The sequence below is a fragment of the Streptomyces sp. NPDC007901 genome (genome assembly GCF_042959465.1).
Taxonomy (GTDB): Bacteria; Actinomycetota; Actinomycetes; order Streptomycetales; family Streptomycetaceae; genus Streptomyces.
In genome coordinates this window covers 199,767-217,613 of the sequence record NZ_JBIBKW010000004.1, presented here as the reverse complement: position 1 = coordinate 217,613, position 17,847 = coordinate 199,767, and the positions used below count along the sequence as shown (strand labels likewise).

Genomic DNA, 17,847 nt, shown 5'->3' with positions numbered 1-17,847 from the left:
GCGCTCATGGACACCCACGACTCGAACGAGCGGACGCCGCTGAACGGCACGACCGGACGGCGGGCGCTGCTCGGCGCCGCGGTCCTCGGCGCCGGCGGCGCGGTCCTCGGACTGCCCGGTGCCGCGCGGGCGGCCGAGGCCAAGCAGGCCGGTTACGGCAGCGGTGGCCTGAAGAGCCTCCCCAAGCCGACGATCATCGGTCACCGGGGCGCCAGCGGCTACCGCCCGGAGCACACCTTCGGCTCGTACAACCTGGCTCTGGACCTCGGCGCCGACATCGTCGAGGCCGGCGACCTGGTCCCCACCAAGGACGGTCACCTGGTCTGCCGTCACGAGCCGGAGATCGGCGGCACCACGAACGTCGCCGACCACCCCGAGTTCGCCGACCGCAAGACCACCAAGACGCTGGACGGCGTCCCCACCACCGGCTGGTTCACCGAGGACTTCACGCTCGCCGAGCTGAAGACGCTCCGTGCGATCGAGCGCATCCCGGCCAACCGCCCGCACAACACGCTCTACAACGGCCGCTGGGAGATCCCCACCTTCGAGGAAGTCCTCAAGTGGCAGGACGAGCAGACCCGCAAGCGCGGCAAGCAGGTCTGGATCTACCCCGAGACCAAGCACCCCACCTACTTCCGCCGGCTGGGCCTCGGCCTGGAGGAGCGGGTCGCCAAGCTGCTGCGCAAGTACGGCAAGGACAAGCGGAACTCGCCGGTCATCCTGCAGTCCTTCGAGCCGTCCAGCATCCAGCGCCTGAACACGCTGGTCGACAACCCGCTGGTGGTCCTGCTCTCCGGCGCGACCACCCAGCCCTACGACTTCGTCGCGACCGGTGACCCGCGCACCGTCGCCGACCTGATCACGCCCAAGGGCCTCCGGGAGATTGCCGGCTACGCGCAGGGCATCGGCCCGACCCTGGACCTGATCATCCCGAAGGACGCGAGCGGCAACTTCACCACGCCGAGCACGCTGGTCGCGGACGCGCACAAGGTGGGCCTGATCCTGCACCCCTACACCATGCGCAACGAGAACCCCTTCCTGCCGCCGGCCTTCCGCAAGGGCACCGACGTGGACGCCTACGGCGACCCCTTCGGCGTCTTCAAGACGTACTTCGCCACCGGCATCGACGGTGTCTTCTCGGACAACGCCGACACCGCCGTCCTGGCCCGCGCCGACTTCGTCAACGGCTGAGCCCCCGCACCCCGTTCGGGGTGTCTCCCGGCCGCCCCGGCAACCTGCCCCGGGGCGGCCGCGTCGTTCCGCATATGACGTACGACCTGGTCACCGCGCTGCGCCCGCTGCTCACCGCGGAGGCCTCCGCAGAGGCGTACGCCTCGGGAAGCGACCCCGGCGACCTGGAGCAGACCGTCTGGCTCCGCCTCCTGGAGCGCCTGCAGACCCACGGTCCGCCGAGCGCCCCCGAGGACTGGCTGCGCCGGGCCGTCCGCGCCGAGTCCCGCCGCACCCGCCGTACCACCCGCCTGGAACGCCCCTACGGCACCGAACCCGCCGACACCACCACCCCCACCCCCGAACAACGCGTCCTCGCCACCGCCGGCCACCGGGCCCTGCGCGAGGCGGTCGCCCGGCTCCCCGGCCGCTGCCCCCGCCTGCTCCAGGCCCTGCTCTCCCCGAAGGACCTCACATACCGGGAGATCGCGGGGGAGTTGGGTATCTCACAGGGCAGTCTGGGACCGGAACGTTCCAGATGTCTGGGATGTCTGCGCCGATTGTTGACGCCGGAGGTTGCGTCCCGCGAAGTGCGGGGATAGGAGTGAGAACGACAGGCGATCAGGTGAGCGGGAGGCGTGCGCACATGGGCATGAGCGTGACCATCTCGGTGGCGACCGAGCAGGATGCAGAGCAGATCTTCAGGCTCCAGTACCTGTGCTTCCAGAGTGAGGCAGCGCTGTACGGCAACTACCGCATCGACCCGCTCGTCCAGAGCCTCGACTCGGTCCGCCAGGAACTCGCCACCGACTGCGTCTTCGTCGCCCGGCTCGGCGAGGAGGTCGTCGGCTCGGTCCGCGGCTCGGTCACCGAGGACGGCGCCGCCGCCATCGGCAAACTCTGCGTCCACCCCCGTCTTCAGGGCCACGGCATCGGCGCACGCCTGCTCCGCGCGGCCGAAGCGGCCCTTGAGGAAGAGCGAGGCGCCAAGAAGTTCCGCCTCTTCACCGGCCACCGCAGCGAGGGCAACCTCAGGCTCTACCGCCGCGTCGGCTACGAAACGGTAGGCACCTCGAAGGGCGCCGACGGCGTCCCGATGATCGTCCTGGAGAAGCCGGCCAGCACCTACGCGACCACGGCCTGACTTTTCAACGCCCCGAACCGGAGCGCCCCGTAAGGGGCGCGGGGCTGTGTTTGATTTGCGGCTGCCGCCGCGTGGGCGCGACCGGCCACGAACCACCCGCAGTCGCGCACGTTCCTCAGGCCGCTTCGCCCTTGGCGCCCTTCCGCAACCAGTACAACGCGGAGATCGGCAACAGCACGGGAATGAACACGTACCCCATCCCGTAGTCCGACCACACGGTCGCGTCCGGGAACGCGGAAGAGTCGACAAGGGTCCACGTCCCCACGATCAACACCCCCGCAAGCTCGGCGGCACAGCACACCTGCGCCACCCTCCGCGCCGTCTCGCCACCCCGCACCAACGTGTACGTGATGAACCCGTACACCACCCCCGCGACCGCCGACAACGAGTACGCCAGCGGCGCCCGGTCGAACTCGGTCGCGATCTGGTACGCGGACCGCGACACCGCCCCGACGACCATCACCCCGTAGAACCAGACCAGCAGCGTCCCCGGTCCGCTCGTCAGCCGCTTCGGCTTCTCCTCCACGGTGGTCATCTCACGCTCCCCAGATGTCATAGAGCCGCACCTCCAGCACGGCCAGCACCACACCACCCGCGGCGACCGTCACCGATCCCCACCGGGTCCGCTCGGCGAGCGACATGAACCCCGCCGCCGGCACACACGCGAACGCCCCCAGCAGATACGCCACGAAGATCGTCGTCCCCTGGTCCGGCTTCTCGCCCCGCGCCAGCAGCACGATCCCGGCCACCAGCTGGATCAACGCCAGCACCGACACCACGGCCATCCCGATGAAGTGCCAGTCCTTCGTCGGCTGGTCCCGGTACGCGGCCCACCCGCACCACGCGGCGAGCAGCAGCGCGGCGACTCCGGTCACCAGCAGCAGGGCATTGAGCATGCCGTGACCTTATTACGGCCGAAACGGCCCGATGCCGTCGCCCCTGCCGTACGCCGTAGGGTCTAGACCATGACGATCCACGCACAAGCCCTGCTCTTCGACAACGACGGCACCCTGGTCTCCTCCCTCGACTCCGTGGACCGCTGCTGGACCCGCTGGGCGGGGGAGTACGGCATCACCCCCGAGGACTTCGCCCGTGTCGAACTGCACGGCCGCCCCGCCGTCGAGATCGTCGCCGACCTGCTGCCCGCCCACCTGGTCGCGGAGGCCGTGGCCCGCGTCGAACAACTCGAAGTGGACGACGTCCCCAACGGCGGCGTCCAGCTGCTGCCCGGCACCGCCGCCCTCCTCGACTCGCTGCCCGCCGACCGCTGGGCCGTCGTCACCTCCGCCACCCGCCGCCTGGCCGAGGCCCGTCTGGAGGCGGTCGGGATACGGCCGAAGACCCTGATCGCCGCCGACGACATCACCCGCGGCAAGCCCGACCCCGAGCCCTACCTCCTCGCCGCCCGCCAACTGGGCGTCGACCCGGCCCGCTGCGTGGTCTTCGAGGATGCCCCCGCCGGACTCCGGGCGGGCCGCGCCGCCGGGATGACCACCGTGGCGTTGGCCACAACCCACCGCGCCGAGGAGCTGCGCGCCGACCTCGTCGTCGAGAACCTGTCGGCCTTGTCCGTGCTGGTCACCGACCACGCCTTCGAGATCTCCGTGCGCCGGTGACGGCTGTCCGCCGCCGTCCAGGATGCGGACAGCGGCGGTCTGTCAGGACCGTAGGTCTGGTTTACTGATCGCATGACCACGACGAGCGACCGCACCCCTGCGACCGAGGCGACCATGACGCCCGGTGCTCGTTGTATGTGTCGAATGTGCGCCTTCTAGAGGGCCCCCGCACCACCCCAGAGCTCGCGCCCCGAAGCGAGACAGGTGGCATGTCCGTACGACGCCACGACGCGTGTATGTGACACCAGCCGCCCCCGCGCACATGTTCTCCCCGGTTCAGCGCCTTCGCGAGAACCGTGCCGCGTCCCTGAACGAACGCATCCGTGCGCCCGGGCACACCCACGCCCGCGCACTCGACAGTGACGGAAACCCACGTGATCACCACAACGGGCCTGACGAAGATTTATCGGGCCGACCGCTCGCGCGGCCGCGAGGTCACCGCCCTCGACGGCGTCGATCTCCATGTCCGCGAGGGCGAGGTGTACGGCGTCATCGGCCAGTCCGGCGCCGGCAAGTCCTCGCTCATCCGCTGCGTCAACCTGCTGGAGCGCCCCACCGCCGGCACCGTGACGGTCGACGGACGGGACCTCACCGCCCTGGCCGGGCGCGGTCCCCGGGCCGGCAGGGAACTGCGCCAGGCGCGCAGCCGGATCGGCATGGTCTTCCAGCACTTCAACCTGCTGTCCTCCCGGACCGTCCAGGACAACGTCGAGCTGCCGCTCGAAATCCTCGGCACGTCCGGGAAGGAACGTTCCCGCAAGGCGCTGGAGCTGCTCGACCTCGTCGGGCTCGCCGACAAGGCCAAGGCCTACCCGGCCCAGCTCTCCGGCGGCCAGAAGCAGCGCGTCGGCATCGCCCGCGCCCTCGCCGGCGACCCCAAGGTGCTGCTCTCCGACGAGGCCACCAGCGCCCTCGACCCGGAGACCACCCGCTCCATCCTCCAGCTGCTGCGCGACCTGAACCGGCAGCTGGGCCTCACCGTCCTGCTCATCACGCACGAGATGGACGTCGTGAAGACCATCTGCGACTCGGCGGCCCTCATGGAGAAGGGGCGCATCGTCGAGTCCGGGACCGTCAGCGAGCTGCTCGCGACCCCGGGCTCCGAGCTGGCCGCCGCGCTCTTCCCGGTCGGCGGCGAGGCCTCCGGCGCGGACCGCACCGTCCTCGACGTCACCTTCCACGGCGAGGCCGCCACCCAGCCGGTCGTCTCCCAGCTCTCCCGCACCTACAACATCGACATATCGATCCTCGGCGCGGCCATCGACACCGTCGGTGGCCTGCAGATCGGCCGGATGCGCATCGAACTGCCCGGCTGCTACGAGGACAACGTGGTGCCCATCGGCTTCCTGCGCGAACAGGGCCTGCAGATCGACGTCCTGGGCCAGGAGCCCGTGCTGGTGAAGGAAGGTGCCAAGTGAGCCGGACTGATTGGTCTGCGATGCAGCCGCTGCTGTCCCAGGCGTGTTGGGACACCCTCTACATGGTCGGCTGGTCCACGCTGATCGCCGTCGTCGCCGGACTCCCGCTCGGCGTCCTGCTCGTCCTCACCGACCGCGGCGGCCTGCTGCAGAACGTGCTGGCCAACAAGGTCATCGGGCAGATCGTGAACATCGCCCGCTCGATGCCGTTCATCATCCTGATGGTGGCGCTGATGAGCTTCACCCGCTGGATCACCGGGACGACCATCGGCCGTGAGGCCGCCATCGTGCCGCTCGCGATCGGCGCCATCCCGTTCTTCGCGCGTCTGGTCGAGACGGCTGTCCGCGAAGTGGACGGCGGGCTCGTCGAGGCCGTGCAGTCGATGGGCGGCAACACCTGGACCGTCGTACGCAAGGTCCTCGTCCCCGAATCGCTGCCCTCGCTCATCTCCTCCACCACGACCACGGTCGTCGCGCTCATCGGCTACTCCGCCATGGCCGGCACGGTCGGCGCCGGCGGCCTCGGCGACATCGCCATCCGCTACGGCTACCAGCGCTTCGAGACCGAACTGATGTGGATCACGGTGGCCATCCTCGCCGTCGTCATCTCGGTCATCCAGTTCGCCGGCGACTACGCCGCCCGCTCGCTGCACCGCCGGGGCGGACAGTCCGGTCCGGCCCCGAGGCTGCGGCTGCTCAAGGCATCCACCGCGACGAGCAAGACCGTCTGAGCCACGCTCCCGAGAACTCCCCCGCACCACCCATCGCGGGGTCGCTCCACCCTTAAGGAAAGGCACTTTTCGTGCGTAACACCGCCAAGCTCACCACCGCCGTCCTCGCCGCCGGAGCCCTCACCTTCGGGCTCACCGCCTGCGGCTCGGACAAGGACTCCGCCTCCGGCTCGGCCGACTACAGCGGCCCGCTGGTCGTCGCCGCGAGCCCGACCCCGCACGCCGAGATCCTGGACTACGTCAAGGACAACCTGGCGAAGAAGGCCGGACTCGACCTGGAGGTCAAGGAGTTCACCGACTACATCACGCCCAACACGGCGACCGAGGACGGCTCGGTGGACGCCAACTACTTCCAGAACCAGCCGTACCTCGACGACTTCAACAAGAAGCGCGGCACCCACATCGTGCCCGTCGTCACGGTGCACCTGGAGCCGCTCGGCCTCTACTCCCACAAGGTGAAGAGCGCCGACGCGCTGAAGAGCGGTGCGACGATCGCCGTCCCCAACGACGCCGTGAACGAGGCGCGTGCCCTCAAGCTGCTCGCCGAGGGCGGCCTCATCACCCTCAAGGACGGCGCCGGCAGCGAGGCGACCCCGCAGGACATCGCCAAGAACCCGAAGAACCTCACGTTCAAGGAGGTCGAGGCGGCCCAGACCGCGCGCTCCCTGGACGACGTGGACGCCGCGGTGATCAACGGCAACTACGCCATCTCGGCCGGCATCAAGCCCGCCAAGGACGCCCTCGTCCTGGAGTCCGCGAAGAACAGCCCCTACGGCAACTTCCTCGCGGTGAAGAAGGGCAACGAGAAGGACCCGCGCGTCAAGAAGCTCGCGAAGCTCCTCACCTCGCCCGAGGTCAAGAAGTTCATCGAGGACAAGTACCAGGGCTCGGTCATCCCGTCCTTCTGATCCCTCTGATCCTTCCGGCGGCACGTATACGGCGTATCGCCACGCACGGGGTCCACTCGGTCACCACGGGTGGACCCCGTCGTGCGGTTCGGTGGTTTCATGCTGCATGCTGGGCAGTTCGCGGGTCCATAAGGTCTGGGCCCAGAAGGATTTCCGAAGGTTACGGAGCGGCGCATGACTAGCACCTTCCCCAACATCTCCATCAGCACGGAGCGGTTGGTGCTGCGTCCCCTCGACGAGGACGACGTGCCCGCCCTGGCCGAGATGATGAACGACGAGCAGGTCGGGGCCTGGACCGACGTACCGCAGCCGTTCACCGAGGACGGCGCCCGGCGCTGGATCGGCGAGTACGCGCCCGCCGAACGCACCGCCGGCCGGGGCCTCGACCTCGCGGTCACCGAGTTCCTCACCCAGCGGCTGGTCGGCATCATCCAGCTCACCAAGACCAACTGGCACGTCCGCTCGACCGAGTTGTCGTACATCGTCGCCCCCTGGGCCCGCGGCGAGGGCTACGCCTCCGAGGCCGCGCTCGCCACCGCCCGGTGGCTCTTCGGCGACCAGAAGCTGGAACGCATCGAGATCCGCACCGCCGCCGACAACACCGCCTCACAGCAGGTCGCCCAGAAGATCGGCTGTATCAGCGAGGGCGTGCTGCGCAACGCCTGCATAGTCCACGTCCGCACCGAGGACGGCACCTGGGCGGACGCGCGCACCGACTACATCGTGTGGAGCCTGCTGCCCGAGGACCTGGACGGCGCGGGCGAGGAACTCGCCGAGAGCGGCGGCTTCACCTCCTGGAACTGACGCGACGGGACTCGCCCGCCGCGCTCCGGACACCTCCACCAGGTACTCTCACGGAGCCCGCCCCCTGGGCCCCGACCCTGACGGCCTGCGAAAACCCTGGAGACTGACGACGATGGCCGACCGGGTCACGGTGATCGGCTGGGACGGCTCGCCCCTGACCGCGGCGGCACGCGGCGCCCTGGGAGCCGCCACCCTCGTCGCGGGCGCCGCCCACCATCTCGCCCTGCCCGAGGTGCCGCCCCGCGCCGAACGCATCCGCCTCGGCAGCGTCGCCCTCGCCGCCCGCCGCATCGCCGGCCACCGCGGCACCGCCGTGGTGCTCGCCGACGGCGACCCCGGCTTCTTCGGTGTCGTACGGACCCTGCGCGCGCCCGAGTTCGGCCTGGAGGTCGAGGTCGTCCCCGCCGTCTCCTCGGTGGCCGCCGCCTTCGCCCGCGCCGGCATGCCCTGGGACGACGCACAGGTGGTCGTCGCACACCGGCGCACCCTGCGACGCGCGGTGAATGTGTGCCGCGCCCACACCAAGGTCGCCGTCCTCACCTCGCCCGGCGCCGGACCCGCCGAACTCGGCCTGCTGATGGAGGGCGTCCACCGCACCTTCGTCATCTGCGAGGAACTCGGCACCGACCGCGAGCAGGTCCACATCGTCAGCTCCGACAAGGCCGCCGACCGCGCCTGGCGCGACCCCAACGTCGTCATCGTCATCGGCGGACCGGCCGGACCGGTGGCGGCGGCCGAGGGCGGCGGGTGGATCGCCGGCCGGGACCCGTCGGCCGGCCCGCGCGGCTGGGTGCAGCCCGACACGGAGTACGGCGACGGAGTCGCGCTCGGCGAAGGGGAAACGGATCTGCTCCGGGCCGCCCAACTCGCCCGGCTGGGGCCCCGGGTCGGCGACCTCGTCTGGGACATCGGCTGCGGCAGCGGGGCGTTCGCCACCGAGGCCGCGCGCGCCGGAGCCGCCGTCATCGCCGTCGACCGGGACCTCGCGGCCTGCGTCCGCAGCGAGACGGCCGCCCGGAAGTTCGGCGTCCAGCTCCAGATCGTGCACGGCGGCGCGCCCCACGTGCTGGAGAACCTGCCCGAACCCGACGTGGTCCGGGTCGGCGGCGGGGGAGCGGCCGTCGTCACCGCGGTCGCCGACCGGCGCCCGCAGCGCATCGTCACCCACGCCGCGACCCGCGACGCGGCCGAACGCATCGGCCGCGACCTGACCGAGCACGGATACCAGGTCGAGTGCGCCCTGCTGCAGTCCGTCGAACTCGACACCCGGGCCTGGACGGAGACGGAACGGAACGTCGCGTTCCTGCTCAGCGGCGTCCTTCCTGAGCGTGCCCCGTGATCCTGTTGTCATACTGCGCGCGGTAGGCTGGCCGATCGCTGCACCGCACCGGTGGCCCGGAAATTCGTTCGTCAATGTCCGGAAAACACGCCCCTTTTGGGGCGGGTGTGGTACGGCAGAACCGGGGACGCGCAACGTGGCGCAGTCCACAGCGGGCTGTCGCGGATCACGCTGTCGCGACGGTCGAACGGCCGGGACAATGCCACTGAGTGGCTTTGTCGCCTTTTCCGGCGGGTCGTTCGTGCCGCTGGGCACGCACGCTCGTTCTTCACTGTGGGGCGGTCGGTGCGCCGCCCCGGGTGAGCTGGTCGTAGAAGGCACTAACCGATGGGCGAGGGGTACGCATGACGGACACCGGCCAGGTCCCGGGCGAGGGACTGCCGGAGAGCGCAGGCATGGTGGAACAGCCGGGCGTTTCCGCGCACGGCGCGTACACCTACCTCTCCGAGTCGCCCGCCGAGGACGAAGAACTGCTGCTCCCGGGCGCCCAGGGCGCCTGGGGCAACGAAGTGCCGCCGCCGCCGCCGGAACCGGTCGTGGAGGCCGTCCACGAGCCCGGCCCGCACGAGACGGCGGGCCGCGACAGCGGCTCGGTCGACCTCACCGGCGTCCGGCTGCCCAGCTCGGTCCCCGCGTCCCCGATCCTCTCGGTGCCGCACGACCCGGCAGCCGCCCCGGCCCCGCGCCGCCCGCTCCATCTCGGCCCGCCGATCCCGGACACCTCCACCAGCCCGGTCCGCTCCCTGGCCGACCGCGGCCCGGCGGGCGTACCGGTACGGCAGCCGGGCCCGCCGACGTCCGGCGGCCCCGAGTACCTCGACGCCCAGCCGCTGCGCGAGGCCGTACCGCAGGCCGCCGCGCCCTGGGGCGCGGCGCAGACGGTCCCGCAAGCCGTCCCGCAGGCCGCTCCGGTGGCACAGGTGGGCGCGCAGGCCCCGGCTGCCGAAACGGTTGTTCCAGTGGCGGAGACCGTGTCCTCCGTCGCTCCCGTCGCTCCTGCCGTGCCGGCCGCCCCTGCCGTCCCGGCAGCTCCCGCCGTTCTGGTGCCGGAGCCCGCGGTGGCCCAGCAGGTCCTGACTCCCGCCCCGTCCGGCGTCGCCCACGCGACCGTCGCCCGGCTCGCCGCGGAGGCGGGCGACGCGGGTGTGGCGGCGGAGCCGCAGATGGCGGCGGGCGCGGCCGAGGTGTCGGCCGCCGCCGGTGCGCCGCCCGAGAGCGGGTACGGCCCGGAGGGCGCGGCCCAGCCGGTCGACGGGAGCGTTCCGGTTCCCGTGGCCGAGCCGGTGGCGCCGCAGGCCGTGGCCGCACCGGAGCCGGTACCGGCCGCGGTCGTTCCCCCGATTCCGCAGGCGCCGGTACCCGTACAGGTGCCCGGTGACGGGGCGGCTGCCGTTGAGCCCGTCGTGCCGGAAGCCGTGGCCGTGGTGGAGGAGACCGGTCAGCTCATGGAGCCCGTGGTTCCGGAGCCGGTCGCCGAAACGGTGTCCGTGGCCGCCGAGGCCGTCGCCGCCGAGCCGCCGCAGCCCGTGCCGCCGGTTGCGCCGGAGCTGCCGGTTGCGCCGGAGCCGCAGGTCGAGGAGCCCGTCGTACCCGAGCAGGCCGTTGAGCCCGTCCCGGCGCCGGAGACCGTGGCAGCAACGCCCGTCCCGGCGCCGGAGACCGTGGCAGCAACGCCCGTCCCGGTCCCGGAGGCCGTCGTGGCCGAGCCCGCCCGGCCGGTGGTGGCCGCACCGCCCGCGCCGGTGCCGTCCGAGGGGGCCGTCATCGAGGAATCCGCCCCGCCGGTCCCCGAGCCCGTCGCCGAGGCCCCGCAGCCGCCGGAGCCCGTCGCTCCCGTCGCTCCCGTGGCCCAGGAGGCCGAGGAACCCGTGCCGTTCGCCCCGGAGCCGGTGGGCACCGAGGCCCCCGCCGAGGTCGTCGTACCCCTTGCCGAGGCGCAGCCCGTCCCGCAGGTCGAGGTGCCCCTCGCCGGTCCCCAGACGCAGGGCGCCCCGGCCGAGGAGGCCCCGGCGGCCCCGGAGCCGCAGGCCGCGGCCGTCCCGGCGGAGCCGGTGCCGGACCAGCCCCTCGGCGAGTTCGTCGCCGTCGACGGCCAGGTGCCGACCACCCCGCACCTCGCCCCGACCCCGCCGCACCCCCTGGTCCTCCCCGCGCAGGACCAGGGCGAGCCGGCGCCGGAACCGGCCGCGACCGTCCCCGCCCCCCGCGAGGCCGAGCCCGGACCCGTGGCGGAGCCCCACCCCGACGTCGTACAGCAAGCGGAGGACCTGGAGACCAGGGTCGCCGACCAGGAAGAGAGCACGGCCCCCGTGGCAGAAGCACGACAGTCCACCGGCCCGGCCGCGCCCGCCTACGACGACGCCGAGCGCGAGGCCGTCCTCAAGGTCATGCGCGAACGCCGTGACATCCGCAACGGCTTCCGCAGCGACCCCATCCCGCACGAGGTGCTGCTGCGCGTCCTGGAGGCCGCCCACACCGCGCCCTCCGTCGGTCACTCCCAGCCCTGGGACTTCGTCGTCATCCGCTCGGCCGACACCCGCCGCTCGATGCACGAACTGGCCATGCGCCAGCGTGACGCCTACGCCAAGTCCCTTCCCAAGGGCCGCGCGAAGCAGTTCAAGGAACTGAAGATCGAGGCCATCCTCGACACCCCGGTCAACATCGTCGTCACCGCCGACCCCACCCGCGGCGGCCGCCACACCCTCGGCCGGCACACCCAGCCGCAGATGGCGCCCTACTCGGCCGCGCTCGCCGTCGAGAACCTCTGGCTCGCCGCCCGCGCCGAGGGCCTCGGCGTCGGCTGGGTCAGCTTCTTCGACGAGCGGGAGATGGTCCGCGCACTCGGGCTGCCCGAGCACCTCGAAGTCATCGCCTACCTGTGCGTCGGCTACGTCGACGAGTTCCCGGACGAGCCCGAGCTGATGCAGGCCGGCTGGTCCAAGCGCCGCCCGCTGTCCTGGGTCGTCCACGAGGAGACGTACGGCCGCCGCGCGCTGCCCGGCGAGGACCCGCACGACCTGCTCGCCGAGACCGTCGCCAGCGTCCGCCCGCTGGACGCCAAGGCGCTCGGCGAGGCCTGGGAGCGCCAGAAGCGGATGACCAAGCCCGCCGGTGCGCTCGGCATGCTGGAGATCATCTCCGCCCAGCTGTCCGGCCTGTCCCGGCAGTGCCCGCCGCCGATCCCGGAGCCCGCGGCCGTCGCGATCTTCGCCGGCGACCACGGGGTGCACGCCCAGGGCGTCACCCCCTGGCCGCAGGAGGTCACCGCCCAGATGGTGGCCAACTTCCTCGGCGGGGGAGCGGTCTGCAACGCGTTCGCCGGCCAGGTGGGCGCCGAGGTGTGCGTGGTGGACGTCGGCGTGGCGACCGACCTCCCGGCCACGCCGGGTCTCCTCCCGCGCAAGGTCCGTGCCGGTACGTCCGACATGACGACCGGTCCCGCGATGACCCGCGAGGAGGCCAAGCAGGCCATCGAGGTCGGCATCGAGACCGCCCGCGACCTGGTGGCGGCCGGCAACAAGGCGCTGCTGACCGGCGAGATGGGCATCGCGAACACGACGGCGTCCGCCGCGCTCATCTCCGTCTTCACCGGCGCCGACCCCTCCGAGGTCACCGGCCGCGGCACCGGCATCAACGACGAGACCCTCGCCCGCAAGACCGAGGTCGTCCGCCGCGCCCTGGAACTCCACCAGCCCGACCCGGCCGACCCGATCGGTGTCCTCGCGGCCGTCGGCGGCTTCGAACACGCGGCGATGGTGGGCCTGTTGCTGGGCGGCGCGTCCCTGCGTACCCCGGTGATCCTGGACGGCGTCAGCGCCGGCGCCGCCGCCCTGGTGGCCCGCGCCATCGCCCCCGAGGTCCTCGCCGCCTGCATCGCCGGCCACCGCAGCGCGGAACCGGGCCATGTGGCAGCCCTCAACAAGCTGGGCCTGCGCCCCCTGGTCGACCTCGACCTCCGCCTGGGCGAGGGCACGGGCGCCCTGCTGGCCCTCCCGCTGGTCCAGAGCACGGCGAGGGCCATGCACGAGGTGGCCACGTTCGACTCGGCGGGCGTGACGGAGAAGTAGCGCGAGTCGACAGAGAAGTAGCGGGAGCCACGGAGAGGCAAGGGGACTACAGCTCCGGGTTCCTACGGCAGCTGGCCGGTGGTTGTGGGCAGGCGTTCCGCCCCCGGTGCCTTAAGGGCCTGGGGGACCCCCATGGCGGAACGGGTGGGCACAACCACCCACCGCCGTGCACCCGGCAGGCAACGCCCAGCCACCGGGCACCTGACCCGCCGAAACCCCGCCCCGCTTAAAATGCCCACGTCAGGGCTATCGCACCGCCGCCTCAAGAGGAGCCGCACCTCATGGCCGAACACCCCGCCTACCCCGTAGGCCTCCGCCTCACCGGCCGCAAGGTGGTCGTCCTCGGCGGCGGCCAGGTAGCCCAGCGCCGTCTCCCCGCCCTCATCGCGGCGGGCGCCGAGATCACCCTCGTATCGCCCGAAGCGACCCCCTCGGTCGAGGCGATGGCGGACACCGGAGAGATCACCTGGACCAGGCGGCCGTACCAGGACGGCGACCTCACCGACGCCTGGTACGCCCTCATCGCCACCAGCGACCCCGACGCCAACACCGCCGCCTCCGCGGAAGCGGACCGGCACCGCGTCTGGTGCGTGCGCTCCGACGACGCGGACCAGGCCACCGCCTGGACCCCCGCGACCGGCCACAGCGAGGGCGTCACGGTCGCCGTCCTCACCACTGACGCGCGGGGCCGCGACCCCCGTCACACCGCCGCCATCCGGGACGCGGTCGTCGAGGGCCTCCGTGACGGCACCCTCGTCGCCCCGCACCACCGCACCCGCACCCCCGGCGTCGCCCTGGTCGGCGGCGGCCCCGGCGACCCCGACCTGATCACGGTCCGCGGCCGTCGCCTGCTGGCCGAGGCCGACGTCGTCATCGCCGACCGCCTCGGCCCCCGCGACCTCCTCGCCGAACTCCCGCCGCACGTCGAGGTGATCGACGCGGCGAAGATCCCGTACGGCCGCTACATGGCCCAGGAGGCCATCAACAACGCCCTGATCGAGCACGCGAAGCAGGGCAAGTCGGTCGTACGACTGAAGGGCGGCGACCCCTACGTCTTCGGCCGGGGCATGGAGGAGGTCCAGGCGCTCGCCGAGGCCGGGATCCCCTGCACGGTCGTGCCCGGCATCTCCAGCTCGATCTCGGTACCGTCCGCCGCCGGTATCCCGGTCACCCACCGGGGGGTCGCACACGAGTTCACCGTGGTCAGCGGCCATGTAGCACCGGACGACGAGCGCTCGCTGGCCGACTGGCCGTCCCTCGCGAAACTCACCGGGACCCTCGTCGTCCTCATGGGCGTCGACAAGATCGGGAAGATCGCCGAGACGCTCGTCGCCCACGGCAAGTCCCCGGAGACGCCCGTCGCCCTCGTCCAGGAGGGCACGACGGCCGCTCAACGCCGGGTCGACGCGACCCTCGCCACCGTGGCGGAGGTGGTCCGCGCACAGGAGGTGAAGCCTCCGGCGGTCATCGTGATCGGCGAGGTCGTGAACGTCGGCCCGCACCCGGCGGCCTGAAAGGGCACCGGCTCGGGCATCGACGTAACCCCGGGTAACACAACCCGTTCCAGACCATTGGCACCCCACCCAGGACAAGGCAGTATCACCCTGTGGCCGATCTCATCACCGTTGAGGATCCCGACGACCCGCGCCTCCGTGACTACACGGGCCTGACCGACGTCGAGTTGCGCCGCAAGCGCGAACCGGCCGAGGGCCTGTTCATCGCCGAGGGCGAGAAGGTCATCCGCAGGGCGAAGGACGCGGGCTACGAGATGCGTTCGATGCTGCTGTCCGCCAAGTGGGTCGACGTCATGCGCGATGTCATCGACGAACTCCCGGCCCCCGTCTACGCGGTCAGCCCGGAGCTCGCCGAGAAGGTCACCGGCTACCACGTGCACCGCGGCGCGCTCGCCTCCATGCAGCGCAAGCCGCTGCCCACGGCGACCGAACTGCTGCGCACCACCCGCCGGGTCGTCGTCATGGAGTCGGTCAACGACCACACCAACATCGGCGCGATCTTCCGCTCGGCCGCCGCTCTCGGCATGGACGCGGTGCTGCTCTCACCCGACTGCGCCGACCCGCTCTACCGCCGCAGCGTGAAGGTCTCGATGGGCGCGGTCTTCTCCGTGCCGTACGCCCGTCTCGACACCTGGCCCAAGGGGCTGGACTCGGTCCGCGAGGCCGGGTTCACGCTGCTCGCCCTCACCCCGGACGAGAAGGCCCGCAGCCTCGACGAGGCCGCCCCGCACCGGATGGACAGGGTGGCGCTCATGCTCGGCGCGGAGGGCGACGGCCTCTCCACCCAGGCCCTGGTCGCCGCCGACGAATGGGTGCGCATCCCGATGTCCCACGGCGTCGACTCCCTCAACGTGGGCGCGGCCGCCGCGGTCGCCTTCTACGCGGTGACCGCCGGCCGCCCCGAGGCGTAGGGCCCGCTACTCCCGCAGGGCCACGGTCTTCGCGGGTGCGGCACCACCGGACACGGCGCCACCGGGTTCGACACCCATCCCGTGCGCCGGTCCGGAACAGCCCTGGGCCAGCGCGATGCCCAGCGCCACCAGCAGGGTCACCACGACGAACACGAACAGCCGCTGGCGCAGCAGCCGCGGATTGGCAGGCCGCCGTCCGGTACCCGTGGGACGCGGCGCCGGACGCCCGCCACCAGCGCGCGAGGCGGTCCGGTTGCCGTTCCCGGTCCGGTTGCCGTTGCCGTGCGGAGCGGGCGTGGGGCGTACACCGCCCGGCCGTGACGGCACACCGCCGTTCACCCGCGGACCGCTGCCGCCCCGCGAGGGCGGGTTGGTGCCGCGTACCGGCGTGCCCTGCGTCCGCCGCTGGGTGCGCTGCGGCTCGGGGTAGGTCTCGGCGAGCCGCCCGGTGGGTCGGTCCGCCTCCGCGGCCCGCGGCGCCGGCGGCCGCACGGCGGGCAGCCCCTGCGCCTCGCGCGCGGCGATCTCCTTCAGCCGGAGCGAGAGCTGCAGCGTGCTCGGCCGCTCCTCCGGGTCCTTCGCCAGGCAGGCCCGCACCAGCGGCGCGAGCGCGTCCGGTACGCCGTGCAGGTGCGGCTCCTCGTGGACCACGCGGTAGAGCATCACCTCGGAACTGCCGTGCCCGAAGGGCGAGTCACCGGTCGAGGCGTACGCCAGGGTCGCGCCGAGCGAGAACACGTCCGTGGCCGGCGTGACCGCGGCCCCGCGCACCTGCTCGGGGGCGAGGAAGCCGGGGGAGCCCACCGCCGTACCGACGTGGGTGAGCGTGGAGGCCCCGGTGGCCCAGGCGATGCCGAAGTCGATGATCCGCGGGCCCTTGGGGGACAGCAGGATGTTGGACGGCTTGAGATCCCGGTGGACGACCCCGGCCTCGTGCACCGCGACCAGCCCCTCGGACAACGCGGCCCCGACCGCCGCGGCCTCGGCCGCGTGCAGCGGGCCCTCGTCGGCGACCTTGTCGTGCAGCGAGGGCCCGGGCACGTACTGGGTGGCGAACCACGGCCGCTCGGCCTCCAGGTCCGCCGCGACCAGCCGTGCCGTGCAACCACCCCTGATCCGGCGGGCCGCCGAGACCTCGCGGGCGAAACGCGACCGGAACTCCTGGTCCTCCGCCAGATCGGGCCGGATCACCTTCAGCGCGACCCGCTGCCCCTTCTTGTCGGAGCCGAGGTAGACCACGCCCATGCCACCGGCGCCGAGCCTTCTGTGAAGCCTGAACGAGCCGACGACGCGCGGGTCCTCGCGCCTCAGGCGCATCATCGCCATGTTCATCCCCGCTGCCCGGTCCGTTTGACGTGGCACAGCTTACGTTTACCGGGCCGCCCGTGCGCAGAGGCCGCGCCCTCTCGGCCCGATGGATTGTCAGTGCCGGGTGCGAGACTTGAGGAGTGGTCAGGAAGGCGCCGTATTCGGCGCCTTTGAGCACCCGTCTGCTCCAACAAGCCGTCACAGAAGGGGGATTGAAGCTGTGAAGGGTGACCGAGTGGAGATAGTCGTCGACGCCGGTGACACGACCCGCACGTACGAGGTGGTGGCGAGCAGGGCGGGCCGCCGGGTGGAGACGGCGGTACGGCGAGGGGTGGTGGAAGTGAGCGAAGTCACGCGAAACGGGACCGTCGTCCGTACCGCCCGCTTCATGGCCACCCGGGTCCTGGCCCTCGTCGAGCAGCCGGTGCCCCGTGAGGACAGCTCGGAAAAACAGGGAAGGACCGGGCACCCCCTCGGGGAAGACCCCGAGACGTAGGACGAGACCGGGCCACCGTCTCCACCCAGGGGAGTAGACCGCAGGTCATGGCTCATCCTCTCGGAGGCCCGCGATTCGATACGAGGGCATGACGTCCGCCGGGCGCCGCGCGCCTAGATTTGAGGTCAAGCGGCGGGTGCAGCACTCGTCCCCCGAGGTCAGACACCCGCCGCTGCCAAGACAACTGAGAACGGTCAGGAGAGGGACCATGGCCCTTACGGCACAGCGGACACACACCACCCGCCCCCGCCGACAGGGCCGTCGCCACCCACTGGTGGCGACGCTCATGGCCCTCCCCCTGGCGGCCCTGCTCCTCCTCGTCTTCGACGGCTGGGAGACGGTGGCCACACAGGCGTCGTCCGTGGGAGTGATGCTGGGGCGCTGAGCGGCGACCCCAGGCCCGGAAGAGCGGTCCGGGCGG

General features: G+C 72.1%; 17 protein-coding genes. 14 read left to right on the top strand and 3 right to left on the bottom strand.

Annotated elements, in window-relative coordinates; translation table 11 throughout:
- Nucleotides 1–6 precede the first annotated feature (6 nt).
- The 3 genes from ACFZDK_RS15660 (at nt 7) to ACFZDK_RS15650 (ending at nt 2,314) form a co-directional block, all read left to right on the top strand.
- A complete protein-coding gene (locus ACFZDK_RS15660) occupies nt 7–1,191 on the top strand; it encodes a glycerophosphodiester phosphodiesterase family protein (RefSeq protein ID WP_390972812.1) in 1,185 nt (394 codons plus the stop codon).
- A 74-nt stretch (nt 1,192–1,265) separates the two neighbouring features.
- Nucleotides 1,266–1,772, top strand: coding sequence for a sigma-70 family RNA polymerase sigma factor (locus tag ACFZDK_RS15655; RefSeq protein ID WP_390972811.1), 507 nt, complete (start codon nt 1,266–1,268; stop codon nt 1,770–1,772).
- A 44-nt stretch (nt 1,773–1,816) separates the two neighbouring features.
- Nucleotides 1,817–2,314, top strand: a complete 498-nt coding sequence (locus ACFZDK_RS15650) for a GNAT family N-acetyltransferase (protein WP_355711003.1) — start codon at nt 1,817–1,819, stop codon at nt 2,312–2,314.
- 115 nt (nt 2,315–2,429) lie between these two features.
- Here ACFZDK_RS15650 and ACFZDK_RS15645 read toward each other — a convergent pair whose 3' ends face one another.
- Nucleotides 2,430–2,849 (bottom strand): hypothetical protein, encoded by a 420-nt coding sequence (locus ACFZDK_RS15645; protein WP_390972809.1) that lies wholly within the window; start codon nt 2,847–2,849, stop codon nt 2,430–2,432.
- Nucleotide 2,850: 1 nt separating this feature from the next.
- On the bottom strand, nt 2,851–3,210 hold the full coding sequence (locus tag ACFZDK_RS15640) for a hypothetical protein (protein WP_390972808.1): 360 nt from the start codon (nt 3,208–3,210) through the stop codon (nt 2,851–2,853).
- A 69-nt stretch (nt 3,211–3,279) separates the two neighbouring features.
- Between ACFZDK_RS15640 and ACFZDK_RS15635 the strand changes: the two genes are divergently transcribed.
- From ACFZDK_RS15635 to ACFZDK_RS15595, 9 genes are all read left to right on the top strand, one after another.
- Nucleotides 3,280–3,930: an HAD-IA family hydrolase gene (locus ACFZDK_RS15635; RefSeq protein WP_390972807.1), complete on the top strand. Its 651-nt coding sequence runs from the start codon at nt 3,280–3,282 to the stop codon at nt 3,928–3,930.
- A 374-nt stretch (nt 3,931–4,304) separates the two neighbouring features.
- A complete protein-coding gene (locus ACFZDK_RS15630; RefSeq protein ID WP_390972805.1) occupies nt 4,305–5,348 on the top strand; it encodes an ATP-binding cassette domain-containing protein in 1,044 nt (347 codons plus the stop codon).
- A gap of 20 nt (nt 5,349–5,368) precedes the next feature.
- The gene (locus tag ACFZDK_RS15625) at nt 5,369–6,079 is read left to right on the top strand and encodes a methionine ABC transporter permease MetI (protein WP_390973409.1); all 711 of its coding nucleotides are present in this window, start codon (nt 5,369–5,371) and stop codon (nt 6,077–6,079) included.
- Nucleotides 6,080–6,150: 71 nt separating this feature from the next.
- On the top strand, nt 6,151–6,987 hold the full coding sequence (locus ACFZDK_RS15620) for a MetQ/NlpA family ABC transporter substrate-binding protein (RefSeq protein ID WP_390972804.1): 837 nt from the start codon (nt 6,151–6,153) through the stop codon (nt 6,985–6,987).
- Nucleotides 6,988–7,161: 174 nt separating this feature from the next.
- Complete coding sequence (locus ACFZDK_RS15615; RefSeq protein ID WP_390972802.1) at nt 7,162–7,791, top strand: GNAT family N-acetyltransferase; 630 nt, start codon at nt 7,162–7,164, stop codon at nt 7,789–7,791.
- Nucleotides 7,792–7,903: 112 nt separating this feature from the next.
- Complete coding sequence (cbiE, locus tag ACFZDK_RS15610) at nt 7,904–9,130, top strand: precorrin-6y C5,15-methyltransferase (decarboxylating) subunit CbiE (RefSeq protein ID WP_390972800.1); 1,227 nt, start codon at nt 7,904–7,906, stop codon at nt 9,128–9,130.
- 344 nt (nt 9,131–9,474) lie between these two features.
- Nucleotides 9,475–13,197, top strand: coding sequence for a nicotinate-nucleotide--dimethylbenzimidazole phosphoribosyltransferase (gene cobT / locus ACFZDK_RS15605; RefSeq protein WP_390972799.1), 3,723 nt, complete (start codon nt 9,475–9,477; stop codon nt 13,195–13,197).
- A 281-nt stretch (nt 13,198–13,478) separates the two neighbouring features.
- On the top strand, nt 13,479–14,711 hold the full coding sequence (gene cobA / locus ACFZDK_RS15600) for a uroporphyrinogen-III C-methyltransferase (protein WP_390972797.1): 1,233 nt from the start codon (nt 13,479–13,481) through the stop codon (nt 14,709–14,711).
- Nucleotides 14,712–14,803: 92 nt separating this feature from the next.
- Nucleotides 14,804–15,622, top strand: coding sequence for an RNA methyltransferase (locus ACFZDK_RS15595; RefSeq protein ID WP_093505269.1), 819 nt, complete (start codon nt 14,804–14,806; stop codon nt 15,620–15,622).
- Nucleotides 15,623–15,628: 6 nt separating this feature from the next.
- Here ACFZDK_RS15595 and ACFZDK_RS15590 read toward each other — a convergent pair whose 3' ends face one another.
- Nucleotides 15,629–16,954: a protein kinase gene (locus tag ACFZDK_RS15590; RefSeq protein WP_390973407.1), complete on the bottom strand. Its 1,326-nt coding sequence runs from the start codon at nt 16,952–16,954 to the stop codon at nt 15,629–15,631.
- A 196-nt stretch (nt 16,955–17,150) separates the two neighbouring features.
- Between ACFZDK_RS15590 and ACFZDK_RS15585 the strand changes: the two genes are divergently transcribed.
- A complete protein-coding gene (locus ACFZDK_RS15585; RefSeq protein WP_355711013.1) occupies nt 17,151–17,426 on the top strand; it encodes a hypothetical protein in 276 nt (91 codons plus the stop codon).
- Nucleotides 17,427–17,634: 208 nt separating this feature from the next.
- Nucleotides 17,635–17,811: a hypothetical protein gene (locus tag ACFZDK_RS15580; RefSeq protein ID WP_046726640.1), complete on the top strand. Its 177-nt coding sequence runs from the start codon at nt 17,635–17,637 to the stop codon at nt 17,809–17,811.
- The last annotated feature ends 36 nt before the right edge of the window (nt 17,812–17,847 follow it).